We start from the raw sequence: 16,973 nt of genomic DNA on the forward strand, positions 1-16,973 counted from the left end.
GAAGGCAGGTGCTTACCCCCGGGCCAGAAAGTGACATCAAAATAGTGGCGCGATATTAGATAGCCATTATTCTGGCGTCAATGAATGAATGCGCAAACAAGGGGCTGTACGGACCACCGGTCTGGAGATGGAGGGGTAATTGTCAGGCTGCCATCGCGAGCAAGCTTTGCTCCCACAGAGGATCAGTCACATGCAGTAGCGCGCAATACACACAAAGGCCGCGTGGTTAAACACACAAGGCCCCTTGGGTTGCACCCCTCTATCTCGCGGGTTTCATGGGGTGATACCTGCCCCAATGCGGTGCACAAATACCTTCGAGGCGCACAGGAATCGGGCGCAACTTGTATCAAAAACGGCCCCGCAAACGATCAAATGCGTCAGAAGTTACACAGATGCGACATTAAGGTACGTTCGTGCCACTGTTTCAGGCCTGTAACCGCTCTGGATCTTGCATTGGGTATGGGGCCTGCATAAGTATCCGCAGGACGACTCACGAGGTCGCCCTCAAATCCAAAAATGACAACAAATCATGAGGCCAACATGCTTAAACACGCGGTCATTCCGTTTTTAGTCGGCGCAGGCTTGTTAGCCAGCGCACCTTTCGCCCATGCGGCGACTAACCTGGTGTTCTGCTCCGAAGGGAGTCCGGCCGGTTTTGACCCTGGTCAGTACACCACCGGAACCGACTTCGACGCCTCTGCAGAAACCATGTTCAACCGCCTGACCCAGTTCGAACGCGGCGGCACCGCTGTGATTCCTGGCTTGGCGACCAAATGGGACATTTCCGAAGACGGCCTCACCTACACCTTCCACTTGCGTGAAGGCGTCAAGTTCCACACCACCCCGTATTTCAAGCCGACTCGTGAATTCAACGCCGACGACGTGCTGTTCACCTTCAATCGCATGATCAGCAAGGATGACCCGTTCCGTAAGGCCTACCCGACCGAATTCCCGTACTTCACCGACATGGGGATGGACACCAACATCACCAAGATCGATAAAGTCGACGACCACACCGTCAAGTTCACCCTCAAGGATGTTGACGCCGCGTTCATCCAGAACATGGCCATGAGCTTCGCCTCGATCCAGTCCGCCGAGTACGCGGCCCAACTGCTCAAGGAAGGCAAGGCCCCCGACATCAACCAGAAGCCGGTCGGCACCGGCCCGTTCGTGTTCAAGAGCTACCAGAAAGACTCCAACATCCGCTACACCGGGAACAAGGATTACTGGAAGCCTGAAGACGTGAAGATCGACAACCTGATCTTCGCCATCACCACCGACCCATCGGTACGCATCCAGAAGCTGAAGAAGAACGAGTGCCAGGTCACCCTCTTCCCACGCCCAGCCGACCTCAAGGCGCTGAAGGAAGACAAGGCACTGAAGATGCCTGACCAGGCGGGTTTCAACCTGGGCTACATCGCTTACAACGTGATGGACAAGATCAAGGGCAGCAACGAGCCGAACATTCTGGCCGACCTGAAAGTTCGCCAGGCGCTGGACATGGCGGTCAACAAGCCACAGATCATCGATTCGGTCTACCAGGGCGCTGGTCAACTGGCGGTCAACGCCATGCCGCCGACCCAATGGTCCTACGACACCACCATCAAGGACGCCAAGTACGACCCTGAGAAAGCCAAGACGCTGCTCAAGGAAGCCGGCGTCAAGGAAGGCACCAACATCACCCTGTGGGCGATGCCGGTACAGCGTCCGTACAACCCCAACGCCAAGCTGATGGCTGAAATGCTGCAGTCCGACTGGAAGAAGATCGGCCTGAACGTCAACATCGTCAGCTACGAATGGGGCGAGTACATCAAGCGCTCCAAGGGCGGCGAGAACCAGGCCATGATCATTGGCTGGAGCGGTGACAACGGTGACCCGGACAACTGGCTCAACGTGCTGTTCGGCTGCGACTCGCTGGCCGGTAACAACTTCTCCAAATGGTGCGACAAGAAGTTCGACGACCTCGTCAAGCAGGCCAAGCGCACGACCGACCAGGCCAAGCGCACCGAACTGTACAAACAGGCGCAACACGTCCTCAAGGACGCTGTGCCAATGACACCTATCGCTCACTCGACGGTGTATCAACCCATGCGCGCCAATGTGCAGGACTTCAAGATCAGCCCGTTTGGCTTGAACTCCTTCTACGGCGTCAGCGTCAGCAAATAAAGGTAGGCAACGGCGGCGTTTCTGACGGCGCCGTTGCTTTATCTGCCGAGACCAAGACTCAGGAAAACGCCTACATCCAAAAGCACTGCGTACCACAGCAGCTGGTTTAGGACGTATCGCCTTTTCCCACAAGTCTTTCAGGCGTTACGCATTTACTGCCTGGCCCGCGGCCCATACCGTCGGGAGCCAGGTCGATCTGCTGGCGCTGCGGCATCGCTGTTCGCAATGGATTGAACTCAGTGCCCGGACAGGTCCTGCAAGGGCGCCGGTCACTGTTAAACACCCCATAGAGAGAGGGAGCGTCATGCGCCATACCTTGGTTTTATCCGCATTGCTGGGCACCGGCCTGCTGGCCGCCACTTCCATGGCCCAGGCCGCCGGCGGCAGCCTGGTGTTCTGTTCCGAAGGCAGCCCCGCCGGTTTCGACACCGCGCAATACACCACCGCCACTGACAACGATGCCGCCGAACCGCTGTACAACCGCCTGGCCGAGTTTGAAAAGGGCGCGACCAACGTCGTACCTGGTCTGGCGACTAGCTGGGACATTTCCGAAGACGGCCTGAAATACACCTTTCACCTGCGCGAAGGGGTGAAGTTTCATACCACCGATTACTTTACGCCGACCCGGGATTTCAACGCCGACGACGTGCTGTTCACCTTCAACCGCATGCTTGACCCGCAGCACCCCTTCCGTAAGGCCTACCCGACCGAGTTTCCATACTTCAACGGCATGAGCCTGAACAAGAACATCGCCAAGGTCGAGGCCACCGGGCCGCTGACCGTGGTCATGACGCTCAACAGCGTGGACGCCGCGTTCATCCAGAATATCGCCATGAGCTTCGCTTCGATCCTGTCGGCCGAATACGCTGATCAGTTGCTCAAGAGCGGCAAGCCCAGCGACATCAACCAGAAGCCGATCGGCACCGGGCCGTTCGAGTTCAAGAGCTACCAGAAAGACTCCAACATCCGCTATGTCGCCAACAAACAGTACTGGGCGCCGGAGCGGGTCAAGCTGAACAACCTGATCTTCTCCATCAACACCGATGCCTCGGTACGGGTGCAAAAACTCAAGGCCAACGAATGCCAGGTCACCCTGCATCCACGTCCAGCCGATGTGCCGGCCTTGAAGAACGACCCGAAACTGCAACTGATCGAGAAACCCGGTTTCAACCTCGGCTACATCGCCTATAACACCCGTCACAAACCGTTCGACCAGGTCGAAGTGCGCCGGGCGCTGGACATGGCGGTGAACAAGCAGAGCATCCTCAACGCCGTGTACCAGGGCGCAGGGCAACTGGCGGTCAACGCCATGCCGCCGACCCAGTGGTCTTACGACGATACGATCAAGGACACCGCCTACAACCCGGAAAAAGCCAAGGAGTTGCTCAAGGCTGCCGGGGTCAAGGAAGGCACCGAAATCACCCTCTGGGCCATGCCGGTACAACGCCCGTACAACCCCAACGCCAAGCTGATGGCCGAAATGCTTCAGGCCGACTGGGCGAAAATCGGCCTGAAGGTGAAGATCGTCAGCTATGAATGGGGCGAATACATCAAGCGCACCAAGAACGGCGAGCACGATGTCAGCCTGATCGGCTGGACCGGTGACAACGGGGACCCGGACAACTGGCTGGGCACGCTGTACAGCTGCGATGCCATTGGCGGCAACAACTACTCCATGTGGTGCGATCAGGACTACGACAAGCTGATCAAGCAGGCCAAGGTCGTCACCGATCGCGACCAGCGCACCGTGCTCTACAAACAGGCCCAGCAATTGCTCAAGCAGCAAGTGCCGATCACCCCTGTCGCTCACTCGACGGTCAACCAGCCGCTGAGCGCCAAAATCGAAGGGTTCAAGGTCAGCCCCTTCGGTCGCAACGTGTTCTCGGGCGTCAGCCTGAACCCATAACTGATTAGCCATACAGCAGGGCCCCATTTGGGGCCCTCACGCAGACGTCTTGCCGAAATTCACCGTTCAGGCGTAATGCAAACGTTTGCGAAGCCAAGATGAGTTGCAAAAACCGATAGCCGTATCACTAAAAAAGACCGGCATTAAAAGAAAGAAAAGGAGCGTTACCCATGAAACTTAGCAGCACCGCGTTACTGGCCTTGGCCATCAGCAGCGTTACGGCCACGGCGTACGCAGAATCACAGAGCCAGGCGTTCACTCCGGTGACCGTGAAAGAAAAAAACGCCCAGAGCGAAGCCACCGGCTTTCTGGAAGGCCAGTCGGTGACGGGGTCTACGCGTAACTGGTACGCGAACGAGCAGCTCAAGCGCGGTGCCAAGTTTGGCTACATCAAAAATGGCGCTCTGGCCGAAACTGATCGTCGTATCAACTGGGTTCAGGGCACTATCGTCAATTACAATTCGGGCTTCACTGAAGGCACTGTTGGTTTCAGCACTGAAATCGCTGCCTACAACGCCATTGCACTAGAGCGGGATCGCGAGAACCTGGCCGCCGGCAACGGTGGCGCGCCAAAGACGGGCACTGCTTCGGGCAACAACCGCACCCTGACCGAAAAAGGCGGTGACGCGGTAGGCCAGTGGAGCAAACTGGGCTTGGCCAACGTAAAGGCGCGGGTCTCCAGCACCACCCTGACGGCCGGTCGCCAGAGCTATAGCAGCCCGCAAGTCGACACCATCGGCAACCGTGCCCTGCCGTCGAGCTTTCAAGGGGTGAGCCTGAATGTCGCGGAGCTGGAAAACCTGACTTTTGACGTAGCAACTTTCGACCGCGTATCTCCTCGTTCGGAACAAAGCCTGCGTAAATTCCGCGCCGAGTATGCTAACGGTCGGCAAGAGTCCGATCACATTAACACCGCCGGCATCACTTACACGCCACTCGCTAGCCTGACCACGAGCCTCTGGGCCACTAAGGCCGAAGATCTCTGGAATCAATACTATTTCGGCGCCACTCATGTGCTGGGCGACAGTTCGGTACTGAGCCTGACCACCGGGCTGAACTATTACAAAACCCAGGAGGAAGGCAAGGCGCTAATCGGCGACATCGACAACGACACTTACTCCTTATCGTTTGGCCTCGCGCACCAGGCCCACAGCCTGACACTCTCCTACCAGCAAGTGAACGGTAACGAGTATTTCGATTACCTGAACGAAACTAACGGCATCTATCTGGCCAACTCCCTGTTGTCGGACTTCAATGGCCCGAACGAAAAATCCTTCCAGATCGCCTACGGCCTGAACATGGCTGAATATGGCGTTCCAGGTCTGAAGTTCAACATCTACCAAGCGCGCGGCTGGGGCATCGACGGCACCCATTACAAAGGCAACAACGGTGTGATCGACAAAGGCTACGATGGCATTCAGATTCAAGACGGTGAACATCACTACGAATACGGCATCGGCGCGTCCTATGCCGTACAAAGCGGCCCATTGAAAGCTACCGCGATCCGTGCGACCTACACCGCTCACCGTGCCAGCGAAAACCAGTCTGATGGCAGCATCAACGAATTCCGCCTGGTCACCACCATCCCGTTCAACATTCTCTAAACCATCCACCGAACGGCCGACTCACGAGGTCGGTCGTTCGGTTTTTGCCATTTAACCGATTGCAGAGGATTGCCGATGAACATGAATCCCCTACGCGCAGCCATCGCCGCTGCGTTGCTGAGTGTCGCCGTAGGCGCCACGGCCAAACCCCTGGTGGTTTGTACAGAAGCCAGCCCGGAAGGCTTCGACATGGTCCAGTACACGACTGCAGTCACTGCCGACGCCGTGGCAGAAACCATTTTCAATCGCCTGGCCGACTTCAAGCCCGGCACCACCGAAGTGATTCCGGCCCTGGCCGAATCCTGGGACATCAGTGACGACGGCCTGACGTACACGTTTCATCTGCGCAAAGGCGTCAAGTTTCACACCACCGATTATTTCAAGCCGACCCGCGACATGAATGCCGACGACGTGGTCTGGAGTTTCCAGCGCCAGCTGGACCCGAATCATCCCTGGCACAAACTGTCGAGCGTAGGCTTCCCCTACTTTGAAAGCATGGGCTTCAAAGAGCTGCTCAAGAGCGTCGAGAAAGTCGACGAGCACACCGTCAGGTTCAGCCTGACCCGCCGCGAGGCGCCATTTCTGGCGGACATCGCCATGGCCTTCTCCTCGATCTACCCGGCCGAATACGCCGACCAGTTGCTCAAGGCAAACAAGACCGGCGACCTCAACAGCAAGCCGATTGGCACCGGCCCGTTCATTTTTCAGCGCTACAACAAGGATGCCCAGGTTCGTTTCAAGGCCAACCCGGACTACTTCCGTGGCAAGCCACCGGCCGATGCGCTGATCCTGGCCATCGCCACCGACAACAACGTGCGCATGCAAAAGCTCAAGACCAACGAGTGCCAGATCGCGCTGTATCCAAAACCCGATGACATCCCCAGCATCAAGAAAGACCCGAACCTGAAGGTGACGGAACTGGACGCGATGACCGTTTCCTACACCGCCCTGAATACCAGTCACAAATACATGAGCGATGTGCGGGTGCGCAAAGCCATCGACCTGGCCTTCGATAAGGAAGCCTACGTCAACGCCCTGTTCGGCAAGGGCAATGCCACCGTGGCGGTCAACCCGTACCCACCGACGCTGCTGGGCTTCAATCATGATCTGAAAAACCCGCCCCGGGACCTGGACAAAGCCCGTCAACTGCTCAAGGAAGCCGGCGTACCTGAAGGCACCGTGTTCACCCTGTTCACCCGTAACGGCGGCGGCCCGACCAACCCCAACCCGATGCTCGGCGCGCAGATGATGCAGGCCGACCTGGCCAAAGTCGGGATCAAGGTCGACATCCGCGTGATGGAATGGGGCGAAATGCTCAAGCGCGCCAAGAACGGCGAGCACGACATGGTTTCCGCCGGATGGGCGGGCGATAACGGCGACCCGGATAACTTCCTGACGCCTATGCTCAGTTGCGAAGCGGCCAAGAACGGCGAAAACTACGCGCGCTGGTGCAACGAGCAATTCCAGGCGCTGATCGACCAGGCCCGCGCCACAGTGAACCCCGAGGAGCGCACCAAGCTCTATGAACAGGCCCAGGTGCTTTTCAACCAGGACCAGCCGTGGATCAGCATGGCCCACACCCGAATGTTTACCGCAATGCGCAAGAACGTAGAGGGCTATGTGATTAGCCCGCTTACGACCAATAACTTCGCCACCACCCAGGTGAAGTAGATAAGAAAACGCCCGGCAACTCTTATCCAGGAGCTGTCGGGCACGCCTAACCGGCTGATGAGGTACACCTTAAGATGTTTAGTTTTATTGCCCGCCGACTGGGATTATTGATCCCCACGTTCTTCGGCATCACCTTGCTGACTTTCGCGTTGATTCGCATGATCCCCGGCGACCCCGTGGAAGTGATGATGGGCGAACGTCGGGTCGATCCCGAAATGCACGCTCAGGCAATGGAACGCCTTGGCCTGAACAAACCGCTGTATGCCCAGTACCTGGACTACATCGGCAAACTGGCCCAGGGCGATCTCGGCGAATCGCTGCGCACCCGCGAAAGCGTCTGGACCGAGTTCAGTTCCCTGTTTCCCGCGACCCTGGAACTGTCCATGGCCGCCCTGTTGTTCGCCGGTATCCTGGGCCTTTTGGCCGGGGTGATCGCGGCACTCAAGCGAGGATCCCTGTTCGACCACGGGGTGATGGGCATCTCCCTGGCGGGGTATTCGATGCCGATCTTCTGGTGGGGCCTGATCCTGATCATGTTCTTCTCGGTGTCCCTGGGCTGGACGCCGGTGTCGGGACGGATCGACCTGCTCTACGACATCGAGCCGAAAACCGGCTTCATGCTGATCGACACGCTGCTGGCCGATGAGCCGGGGGCATTCCTCGACGCCCTGCACCACCTGATCCTGCCGGCCATCGTGCTGGGTACTATTCCGCTGGCGGTGATCGCCCGCATGACCCGCTCCTCGATGCTCGAAGTGCTGCGTGAAGACTACATTCGCACCGCACGCGCCAAGGGCCTGTCGCCTTCGCGAGTGGTATTCGTGCATGGCCTGCGCAACGCGCTGATCCCGGTGCTGACCGTGGTCGGCCTGCAAGTCGGCACATTGCTGGCCGGTGCGGTGCTGACCGAAACGATCTTCTCCTGGCCAGGTATCGGCAAGTGGCTGATCGAAGCCATCGGCGCCCGGGACTATCCCGTGGTGCAGAACGGCATCCTGTTAATCGCCTGCCTGGTGATTCTGGTCAACTTCGTCGTGGACGTGCTCTACGGCTTTGCCAACCCACGTATCCGTCACCAGCGCTGAGATCAAAAACCATGAGTACTCCAACTACCTCGGTAGCAGTCGATCAAAGCCTGCTGTACCCGTCCCCCTACAAAGAATTCTGGCAGGCGTTTTCCCGCAACAAGGGCGCCGTGGCCGGGCTGATGTTCATGACCCTGATCGTGTTCTGCGCGATCTTCGCCCCGTGGGTCGCCCCCCATGACCCGAGCGAACAATACCGCGACTTTTTGCTGACACCGCCGGTCTGGCTCGAAGGCGGTCAGATGCAATTTTTGCTGGGCACCGACGAACTGGGGCGCGATTTGCTGTCGCGGCTGATCCAGGGTTCGCGTCTGTCGCTGCTGATCGGCTTGTCGTCGGTGGTGATGTCGCTGATCCCGGGCATCCTGCTGGGACTGTTCGCCGGGTTCTTCCCGCGTCTGCTCGGCCCGACCATCATGCGTTTGATGGACATCATGCTCGCCCTGCCCTCGCTGCTGTTGGCCGTGGCGATTGTCGCCATCCTCGGCCCTGGCCTGATCAACACCGTGATCGCCATCGCCATCGTGTCGCTGCCGTCCTACGTGCGCCTGACCCGCGCCGCGGTGATGGGCGAACTCAACCGTGACTACGTGACCGCCGCCCGCCTGGCCGGTGCCGGCCTGCCGCGCCTGATGTTCATCACTGTGCTGCCCAACTGCATGGCGCCGCTGATCGTGCAGGCAACCTTGAGCTTTTCCTCGGCGATCCTCGACGCCGCCGCCCTGGGCTTCCTCGGCCTGGGCGTCCAGCCGCCAACCCCGGAGTGGGGCACCATGCTGGCCTCGGCCCGAGACTACATCGAACGCGCCTGGTGGGTGGTGAGCCTGCCTGGCTTGACCATTTTGCTCAGCGTGCTGGCAATCAACCTGATGGGCGACGGTTTGCGCGATGCGCTGGACCCGAAACTCAAGAATGCCGCCTGAGGAGATTCCCATGTCACTGCTAGAAATCAAGAATCTCAACGTACGCTTCGGCGACGCCACCGCCGTGCCGGTGGTCGACGGCCTGGACCTGAGCGTGGAAAAGGGTGAAGTACTGGCCATCGTCGGTGAATCAGGCTCGGGTAAATCCGTGACCATGATGGCGCTGATGGGGCTGATCGAGCACCCCGGCATCGTCACCGCCGATGCGCTGAACTTCGATGGCAAGAACATGCTCAAGCTGAGCAACCGCCAGCGTCGGCAGATCGTCGGCAAGGACCTGGCGATGGTGTTCCAAGACCCGATGACCGCGCTCAACCCCAGCTACACAGTGGGTTTCCAGATCGAAGAAGTGCTGCGCCTGCACCTGAAGATGTCCGGCAAGGCCGCCCGCCAGCGCGCCATCGAACTGCTGGAGAAAGTCGAAATCCCGGGCGCCGCCAGTCGCATGAACGCCTACCCGCACCAACTGTCCGGCGGCATGAGCCAGCGCGTGGCGATTGCCATGGCCATTGCCGGCGAGCCGAAACTGTTGATCGCCGACGAACCGACCACTGCCTTGGACGTGACCATTCAGGCGCAGATCATGGACCTGCTGCTGGCCCTGCAAAAAGAGCAGGACATGGGCCTGGTACTGATCACCCATGACCTGGCCGTGGTGGCTGAAACCGCCCAGCGCGTGTGCGTGATGTACGCAGGCCAGGCCGTGGAAGTGGGCAAGGTCCCGGAGCTGTTCGACATCCCGGCCCACCCGTACAGCGAAGCGCTGCTGGCGGCGATTCCGGAACACAGCATGGGCGCCGAGCGCCTGGCGACGCTGCCAGGTATCGTCCCCGGTCGCTACGATCGTCCGCAAGGCTGCCTGCTGTCGCCGCGCTGCCCGTATGTGCAGGACAACTGTCGTCAACAACGCCCGGCCCTCGATCCGAAATCCAACAGCCTCGCCCGCTGCTTCTACCCGTTGAACCAGGAGGTGGCGTGATGGCCGTCGTACTTACCGCCCGTGACCTGACCCGTCATTACGAAGTGTCCCGTGGCATGTTCAAGGGCCATGCGACCGTGCGCGCCCTCAACGGCGTGTCGTTCGAACTGGAAGCCGGCAAGACCCTGGCCGTGGTGGGCGAATCCGGTTGCGGCAAATCCACCCTTGCCCGGGCCCTGACGCTGATTGAGGAACCGTCCACCGGCTCCCTGAAAATCGCCGGCCAGGAAGTGGCCGGCGCGAACAAGGCCGAGCGCAAGCAGTTGCGCAAAGACGTGCAGATGGTGTTCCAGAGCCCGTACGCGTCCCTCAACCCACGGCAGAAAGTCGGTGATCAACTGGCCGAGCCCTTGCTCATCAACACCAACCTGTCGGCCACCGAGCGGCGGGAGAAAGTCCAGGCGATGATGAAGCAGGTGGGCCTGCGCCCCGAGCATTATCAGCGCTACCCGCACATGTTCTCCGGCGGCCAGCGCCAGCGCATCGCCCTGGCCCGCGCCATGATGCTGCAACCCAAGGTGCTGGTGGCGGACGAACCGACATCGGCGCTGGACGTGTCGATCCAGGCCCAGGTGCTGAACCTGTTCATGGATCTGCAGCAGGAGTTCAACACCGCTTACGTGTTTATCTCCCACAACCTGGCGGTGGTGCAGCACGTGGCCGACGACGTGATGGTGATGTATCTCGGCCGTCCGGTGGAAATGGGCCCTAACGAGTCCATCTACAGCCGTCCGCTGCACCCGTACACCCAGGCGCTGCTCTCGGCCACCCCGACCATCCACCCGGACCCGAACAAGCCGAAGATCAAAATCGTCGGCGAACTGCCCAACCCGCTCGACCCACCGTCCGGCTGCGCCTTCCACAAGCGCTGCCCATACGCCACCGAGCGCTGCCAGACCGAAGAACCGGCCTTGCGGTTGCTGGATAACCGGCAGGTGGCGTGTCACTACGCCGAGCAATTCCTCGACGGCGCGGCGTAAACCCGTCAAGGACTAGGCGCGCCCCTGTGGCGAGGGGATTTATCCCCGCTGGGGCGCGTAGCGGCCCTAAATCGACCGCCTCGGTCTATGAGGCCGGAACACAACTAACCCCTTCCCTCCGATCAACATCAATCGGCCGGAAGGGGTTTTTTGTTGTCTGTACCCTACGTCTGGCTATCACCCTCATCACCATCATCGGCATCAGGATCATCAATCGTCGAATCGTCATCATCCTGATCGCCGGGTTGCTGTTCTTCATTGGCGGCAAGCATCCATTCGCCCTGCGCCACCTGTCCGTTCACCGCTTGTTTTTCATGCTCATCGCATTCGGCCCAGGCCGCTGACGAACCGAGGGACAGCATCAGCACAACCTTCAGCAAAATCATCGCGCGTAGAAATGCGTTCATAGCCGATTCCTTTTTTCTCTGGTTAAAGCCCTAAGCCTGACGGCGTTCAAGAAACGCTGATCCTGAACGGTCGGTTCCTCAGATAAGACGCCTATGTACGGACAGAAATGCCATGCGGGCACAGAATGGTTTCGAATAAGGATTATCCCGAACGGTTATGAAGTGGACCGACTATCAGCTCACCCCACAAACCTTGTGGGAGCAAGGCTTGCCCGCGATGGCGAAGGCACATTCAACACCCCCGCAACCAGACCCACCGCTATCGCGAGCAAGCTTTGCTCCCACAGAGGAATCTGGGCCGAACACAATTTTTTTGCCCGCTGAAGTTCCAGTGTGGGAGCGAGCAGGCTCGCGATGGCGGTGGGTCAGCAGCTTTGAGATTGACTGACACTCCGCTATCGCGAGCAAGCTTTGCTCCCACGGAGGAATCTGGGCCGAACACAATTTTTTTGCCCGCTGAAGTTCCAGTGTGGGAGCGAGCCTGCTCGCGATGGCGGTGGGTCAGCAGCTTTGAGATTGACTGACACTGCGCCATCGCGAGCACGCTCGCTCCCACCGGGGGTTGGTGGTGCCTAGTCGTTAAGTGGAAATAAAAAACCCCGCAGCTTTCGGTGCGGGGTTCTGGGTGTAAAGCTCAGCGCTTAGTGATGCTCACGCGTCGCACGGAAGTTCACATCCGGCCAGCGCTCTTCCATCAGCGCCAGGTTGACACGGGTCGGGGCCAGGTAGGTCAGGTGACCGCCGCCATCCAAGGCGAGGTTTTCCACGGCCTTGTTGGAAAACTCTTCGAATTTCTTCTTGTCGCCACATTCGACCCAACGAGCGGAGTACACGGTGATCGGCTCGTAGGAGCACTCGACCTTGTATTCCTCCTTCAGGCGGCTGGCGACGACGTCGAACTGCAGCACACCGACGGCACCGAGGATGATGTCGTTGCTGCGGGTCGGGAAGAACACCTGGGTGGCGCCTTCCTCGGCCAGTTGCTGGAGGCCCTGGCGCAGTTGCTTGGACTTGAGCGGGTCTTTCAGGCGCACGCGGCGGAACAGTTCCGGGGCGAAGTGCGGGATGCCGGTGAAACCCAGGGCTTCGCCCTCAGTGAAGGTGTCGCCGATCTGGATGGTGCCGTGGTTGTGCAGGCCGATGATGTCACCGGCAAAGGCTTCTTCCAGTTGCTCGCGTTCCGAGGAGAAGAACGTCAGGGCGTCACCGATGCGTACGTCCTTGCCGGTGCGCACATGGCGCATCTTCATGCCTTTTTCGTATTTGCCCGAGCAGATGCGCATGAAGGCGATGCGGTCGCGGTGCTTGGGGTCCATGTTCGCCTGGATCTTGAACACGAAGCCGGTGAACTTCTCTTCCACCGGCTCCACGGTGCGCTCGTTGGCGACGCGGGCCAGCGGGCGCGGTGCCCAATCGACAACGGCGTCGAGCACATGGTCGACACCGAAGTTGCCCAACGCGGTACCGAAGAACACCGGGGTCAGTTGGCCGTCGAGGAATTCCTGCTGGTCGAACTCATGGCAGGCGCCTTGCACCAGCTCCAGCTGCTCGACAAAACGGTCGTACTCGTCGCCCAGGTGGGCGCGGGCCTCGTCGGAGTCGAGCTTCTCGATGATTTTGGTTTCGGTGCGTTCATGACCATGCCCGGCGGTGTAGACGATGATGTAATCGTCGGCCAGGTGGTACACGCCCTTGAAGTCGCGATAGCAGCCGATCGGCCAGGTGATCGGCGCGGCCTTGATCTTCAGGACCGCTTCGATCTCGTCGAGCAGTTCGATCGGGTCGCGGATGTCACGGTCGAGTTTGTTGATGAAGCTGACGATCGGCGTGTCCCGCAGACGGCAGACATCCATCAGGGCGATGGTCCGTGGCTCGACGCCTTTACCGCCGTCGAGGACCATCAGCGCCGAGTCCACCGCCGTGAGGGTGCGGTAGGTGTCTTCGGAGAAGTCTTCGTGGCCCGGGGTGTCGAGCAGGTTGATCATGTGATCGCGATACGGGAACTGCATGACCGACGTGGTAATGGAAATACCCCGCTGTTTTTCCATTTCCATCCAGTCGGAGGTGGCATGGCGGTCGGACTTGCGAGATTTCACCGTGCCGGCCACCGCAATCGCCTTGCCCATCAGCAAGAGCTTTTCGGTGATGGTGGTCTTACCGGCATCGGGGTGGGAAATAATGGCGAAAGTGCGGCGTTTCGCGACTTCGGCGGCCTGTTTGGTCATGGGAAATCGCCTGGCAGGTGATTCAAAAAAGGGCGGCGATTATAGCCCAGAACCCCCTCTATGGACCACCTGCGCAAGAGCAGCCTAACGACTCGCCCCCCCTCGACGGCACACGTCCAACGCAAGAATCAGACATCTTCATCACCGCTGCCCAGCCCCAGAGGTTCAGGATGAGATAGCCTGATCAGCGGGAATAAACTCAAATCTCGCGTCATTTGCGGCCGTTTGGGGAAGCGTAATCTTGATCATGGGGATCCAAATGCCGGTCTGCGTTTTAAAGTCCCGTTGATCATATTGAGCGCCAACCTTACCCGTATCATTGATGTAAAAAACGGCCTCAATCGGAAGGGTCTGACCAATATTCTGAGCCCACTTTCTCACGCGAAATTCATTCTGCGTACCAAATGCGGAGGCTGGAAGTTGCCCCTGGGCCTTCACGCCCTCGGTGAACGCAACGGCGCCTCGTTCATCCAGCTCGTCACGAACATCGAAGCCACACAATGCACCGTACATACCTGCGTTAGCGTTGAAATGGGCAATATAGTGCGCGGCTGTGGTAATACCTTGGGATTGGCAAGGTCGGCTGTTGGGGCGATTGGGATATTGACCACAACCTTCGTCAGGTCGATGGTCAGTGGCGCCGTCGACTGGAAAGAAGCACAGCACCGCCAATGCGATCTTTCCTGTCGGTTTAAAAAAATCGGGATAAAGAATAAAGCCGTTATTGTAGCCAAATACTAATTTGCTGAACTTCGCGTCTTTACGCAGCCAGGAAAAAGAGACGCCCGTCGATGCTGGGTTGGGATTCCAAAAATGAAACTGCGTGGAGTGTTGGGTTGCCCGTAGCGTCACCCCTGTGCATAAAAACGACGGCGCCGAGGGGTTGTTGCGACACATGGTCAAGACGTTGTTATAGGCTTCCGTGAGATAGGCCGCTATTTCTGGACCGGTACCTGCGCCTTGGACGCCAACAGCCTGTCCTGACGGCTCATCAATAGTGCTCCTATCCAATTCATGTGTTGCACAGCCAGCCGTCAACAATAAAAACAGCACAATGCAAAATTGTCTTTTCATTTCAGACTCCCATACATGAACAGACAAGGCTCTAAGTAAGCTATGTCTTTTTCAGGCTTTTTCCGTTAACAGTTTTATCTACGCTACAAGAGCGCTCCCCTTCGAACACCTGTCAACTTTCACAGTGCTCAATACTTATTTGAAATAAAAAACCGAGTGTTCCTCCTTAATCCACCAGAGAAGAAGTGATCAGCGAGAGCAATCAGAACAAGGCCCAGGGTTTTGTACGACGCCGCGACTTGCACCGTCAGAACGGCGCCTGCTCGCAGTACCTGAGCGAATGAATCGATGCCGAGTACCTAAGCTCCGGCAAGTCCCGTGGGGTAAGACCAGTATTGTTTCGCCAGCCGAGACAGCGTTGGCCTGACGTTTATAGCTGGACCCGGAGCACTTGGGAAAACAACCACTGCGGGCTGAGTTTGGTAAACACCGAATAATTGATCAGCACCGTTTTTCCCTTGTGTTTCGAGACCCAGGTCGGGTCAAGAACGAAAGAGTTGGGCTTACCGGCCGTAACCAGCTGATGGGCCGTATCAAGGAAGGTTTCCCCTATGACACGTACGCGCAGGGTCGAGCCCGACGGAGCTGGAGAGTTGACTGTGACTGTCCCCGAGGCATAACTGGGTGCCGGAAGCACCAGCGCCTGGGGATCGATGGTCAGAAACCGCACCCCAGACTCCAGGGTTTCACCGGCACCGCTTTTCTTGATGGTGTAGCTCACCGGTACGGTGAGCCCGATGCTATCGACGACCTCAGTGCGGGGAATCAGCACCTGTTTGTTCGCGGGAAGCTCGCCGTATGCGACCGGCGGACTGCTGTATGGCACTCGGCCTCCCCACCGAACGCTCAAGATATCGGAGGCGGCAATTGCTTCGGTGGGCAATTGCACGATGAGGTATTCATCCCTATAGATATCCTGAGTGTTCAGACGGTCGCCAGAGACTGTGCTGTAAGCCTTGGGAATGGTGGGTGCAGCAAAAGCGGGCATCGGGATAACCGGGGAGATCGCTTGGTCCGCACTCACATATTGGAAACTGAAATGACCTTGTGGGCTGGGAGGCAATGTGACGCGAACGATGGGGATAAAAAGACCGTTGGTGCGCTCATGATATTTTTTTTGGTCGATTCGGGAGGCTTCCAGATCGTTTGAGCCGGTGATCCAGAAAAACGCCTGGATGGGCAGCGCAGCCGGAATTTTTTTCTGGCCAGGCTTCGATGCGAAGCTCGTTGTGATTCTTGAAATTAAAATCGGCGCCCCCTGCCTCAAGCTCAACAAGTTTTCTGACTTGCAATCCCGCATTGAAGTTAGCCACGGCTTGCTCATTCAACGCATCGTTGAGCATCCACGCGCAACTGGCAGGATTTCCGTAACTGACCCTTCGAAAATGGGTCAGCCAGGCCCTGGCAGTGAAAAATATTCTGTTCATTACAGGGTTTACTCAGGGGATAGACGAACTGAGTAATGCTGTCACGGCAACCGCGGGCGCCCGGCTTGCTGCGATAGATCGTCGCGCCATCGTAGGGAAAATAGCAGATGATCGAGGGCCTTATTTTTCCCTGCGGAGCCCGGAGGGTGGGATAAAAAATATAGCCATGCCGGGCTTCGTTGTTGCCCCATGGCGCACCACCAAACTTGGCGTCGGCCCTCAGGTAGGAAAATGAAACCGCGCCGCTGGTCCTGGAAAATTCGCTATGGTCCCAAGGATCGAAGTTTCCTGCGTTGGTCGTGCGTGCCACGACACCCGTGCATAAAAAAGCAGGTGCCGTGGCAGCGCCACAGTTGACCGCGGTGTCGTAGTAGTTGCGAGTCAAGGCGGCTGCGGTTGCTTCTCCTGATTGCACGCTCGTGGCCACGAGCGCTTCGCTAAAGGACAGCGGCGAAACACAAAGACTGCCCAGTAGAATCAGCAGCTTTGCTGATTTTTTAAGCGTGAGAGTTGCCATGTTCGTCGC

13 protein-coding genes and 1 pseudogene are annotated in these 16,973 nt (G+C 58.4%); 9 read left to right on the forward strand and 5 right to left on the reverse strand.

Annotated features, from left to right (window positions below; all coding sequences use genetic code 11):
• Window positions 1-540: 540 nt before the first annotated feature.
• The 8 genes from PSH91_RS22690 to PSH91_RS22725 all read left to right on the forward strand — a co-directional run bounded on the left by PSH91_RS22690 (window position 541) and on the right by PSH91_RS22725 (window position 11,314).
• A complete protein-coding gene (locus tag PSH91_RS22690) occupies window positions 541-2,166 on the forward strand; it encodes an ABC transporter substrate-binding protein (RefSeq protein WP_076383545.1) in 1,626 nt (541 codons plus the stop codon).
• 304 nt (window positions 2,167-2,470) lie between these two features.
• Complete coding sequence (locus PSH91_RS22695; RefSeq protein WP_305466804.1) at window positions 2,471-4,072, forward strand: ABC transporter substrate-binding protein; 1,602 nt, start codon at window positions 2,471-2,473, stop codon at window positions 4,070-4,072.
• Window positions 4,073-4,242: 170 nt separating this feature from the next.
• Window positions 4,243-5,676, forward strand: a complete 1,434-nt coding sequence (locus PSH91_RS22700; RefSeq protein WP_305466805.1) for an OprD family porin — start codon at window positions 4,243-4,245, stop codon at window positions 5,674-5,676.
• Window positions 5,677-5,751: 75 nt separating this feature from the next.
• Window positions 5,752-7,347 carry an ABC transporter substrate-binding protein gene (locus PSH91_RS22705; RefSeq protein ID WP_076383542.1) on the forward strand — a complete coding sequence of 532 codons (1,596 nt, stop codon included), beginning with the start codon at window positions 5,752-5,754 and terminating at the stop codon, window positions 7,345-7,347.
• 74 nt (window positions 7,348-7,421) lie between these two features.
• Window positions 7,422-8,432, forward strand: a complete 1,011-nt coding sequence (locus PSH91_RS22710) for an ABC transporter permease subunit (RefSeq protein WP_047229029.1) — start codon at window positions 7,422-7,424, stop codon at window positions 8,430-8,432.
• Window positions 8,433-8,443: 11 nt separating this feature from the next.
• Window positions 8,444-9,355 carry an ABC transporter permease subunit gene (locus tag PSH91_RS22715; RefSeq protein WP_047229030.1) on the forward strand — a complete coding sequence of 304 codons (912 nt, stop codon included), beginning with the start codon at window positions 8,444-8,446 and terminating at the stop codon, window positions 9,353-9,355.
• Window positions 9,356-9,365: 10 nt separating this feature from the next.
• Window positions 9,366-10,334 carry an ABC transporter ATP-binding protein gene (locus PSH91_RS22720; RefSeq protein ID WP_173406555.1) on the forward strand — a complete coding sequence of 323 codons (969 nt, stop codon included), beginning with the start codon at window positions 9,366-9,368 and terminating at the stop codon, window positions 10,332-10,334.
• The gene (locus PSH91_RS22725; protein ID WP_047229032.1) at window positions 10,334-11,314 is read left to right on the forward strand and encodes a peptide ABC transporter ATP-binding protein; all 981 of its coding nucleotides are present in this window, start codon (window positions 10,334-10,336) and stop codon (window positions 11,312-11,314) included. Before PSH91_RS22720 ends, PSH91_RS22725 begins: the two co-directional genes overlap by 1 nt.
• A 164-nt stretch (window positions 11,315-11,478) precedes the next feature.
• Here the strand turns inward: PSH91_RS22725 and PSH91_RS22730 are convergent, their stop codons facing one another.
• From PSH91_RS22730 to PSH91_RS22740, 3 genes are all read right to left on the reverse strand, one after another.
• The gene (locus PSH91_RS22730) at window positions 11,479-11,721 is read right to left on the reverse strand and encodes a hypothetical protein (protein WP_305466808.1); all 243 of its coding nucleotides are present in this window, start codon (window positions 11,719-11,721) and stop codon (window positions 11,479-11,481) included.
• Window positions 11,722-12,362: 641 nt separating this feature from the next.
• Complete coding sequence (locus PSH91_RS22735; protein WP_047229034.1) at window positions 12,363-13,946, reverse strand: peptide chain release factor 3; 1,584 nt, start codon at window positions 13,944-13,946, stop codon at window positions 12,363-12,365.
• 165 nt (window positions 13,947-14,111) lie between these two features.
• Window positions 14,112-15,020 carry a hypothetical protein gene (locus tag PSH91_RS22740; protein WP_047229035.1) on the reverse strand — a complete coding sequence of 303 codons (909 nt, stop codon included), beginning with the start codon at window positions 15,018-15,020 and terminating at the stop codon, window positions 14,112-14,114.
• Window positions 15,021-15,196: 176 nt separating this feature from the next.
• Here PSH91_RS22740 and PSH91_RS22745 point away from each other — a divergent pair.
• A pseudogene (locus PSH91_RS22745) lies at window positions 15,197-15,387 on the forward strand (glycine/betaine ABC transporter ATP-binding protein); the annotation flags it as partial.
• Window positions 15,388-15,390: 3 nt separating this feature from the next.
• Here the strand turns inward: PSH91_RS22745 and PSH91_RS22750 are convergent.
• Entirely contained in the window at window positions 15,391-16,344 is a 954-nt protein-coding gene (locus PSH91_RS22750; protein ID WP_305466811.1) for a hypothetical protein, read from the reverse strand.
• A complete protein-coding gene (locus PSH91_RS22755; RefSeq protein ID WP_305466813.1) occupies window positions 16,341-16,964 on the reverse strand; it encodes a hypothetical protein in 624 nt (207 codons plus the stop codon). Before PSH91_RS22755 ends, PSH91_RS22750 begins: the two co-directional genes overlap by 4 nt.
• Window positions 16,965-16,973 lie beyond the last annotated feature (9 nt).

Origin of the sequence: Pseudomonas sp. FP1154 (genome assembly GCF_030687245.1) — a bacterium.
In the GTDB taxonomy this organism is placed as follows: domain Bacteria; phylum Pseudomonadota; class Gammaproteobacteria; order Pseudomonadales; family Pseudomonadaceae; genus Aquipseudomonas; species Aquipseudomonas rhizophila.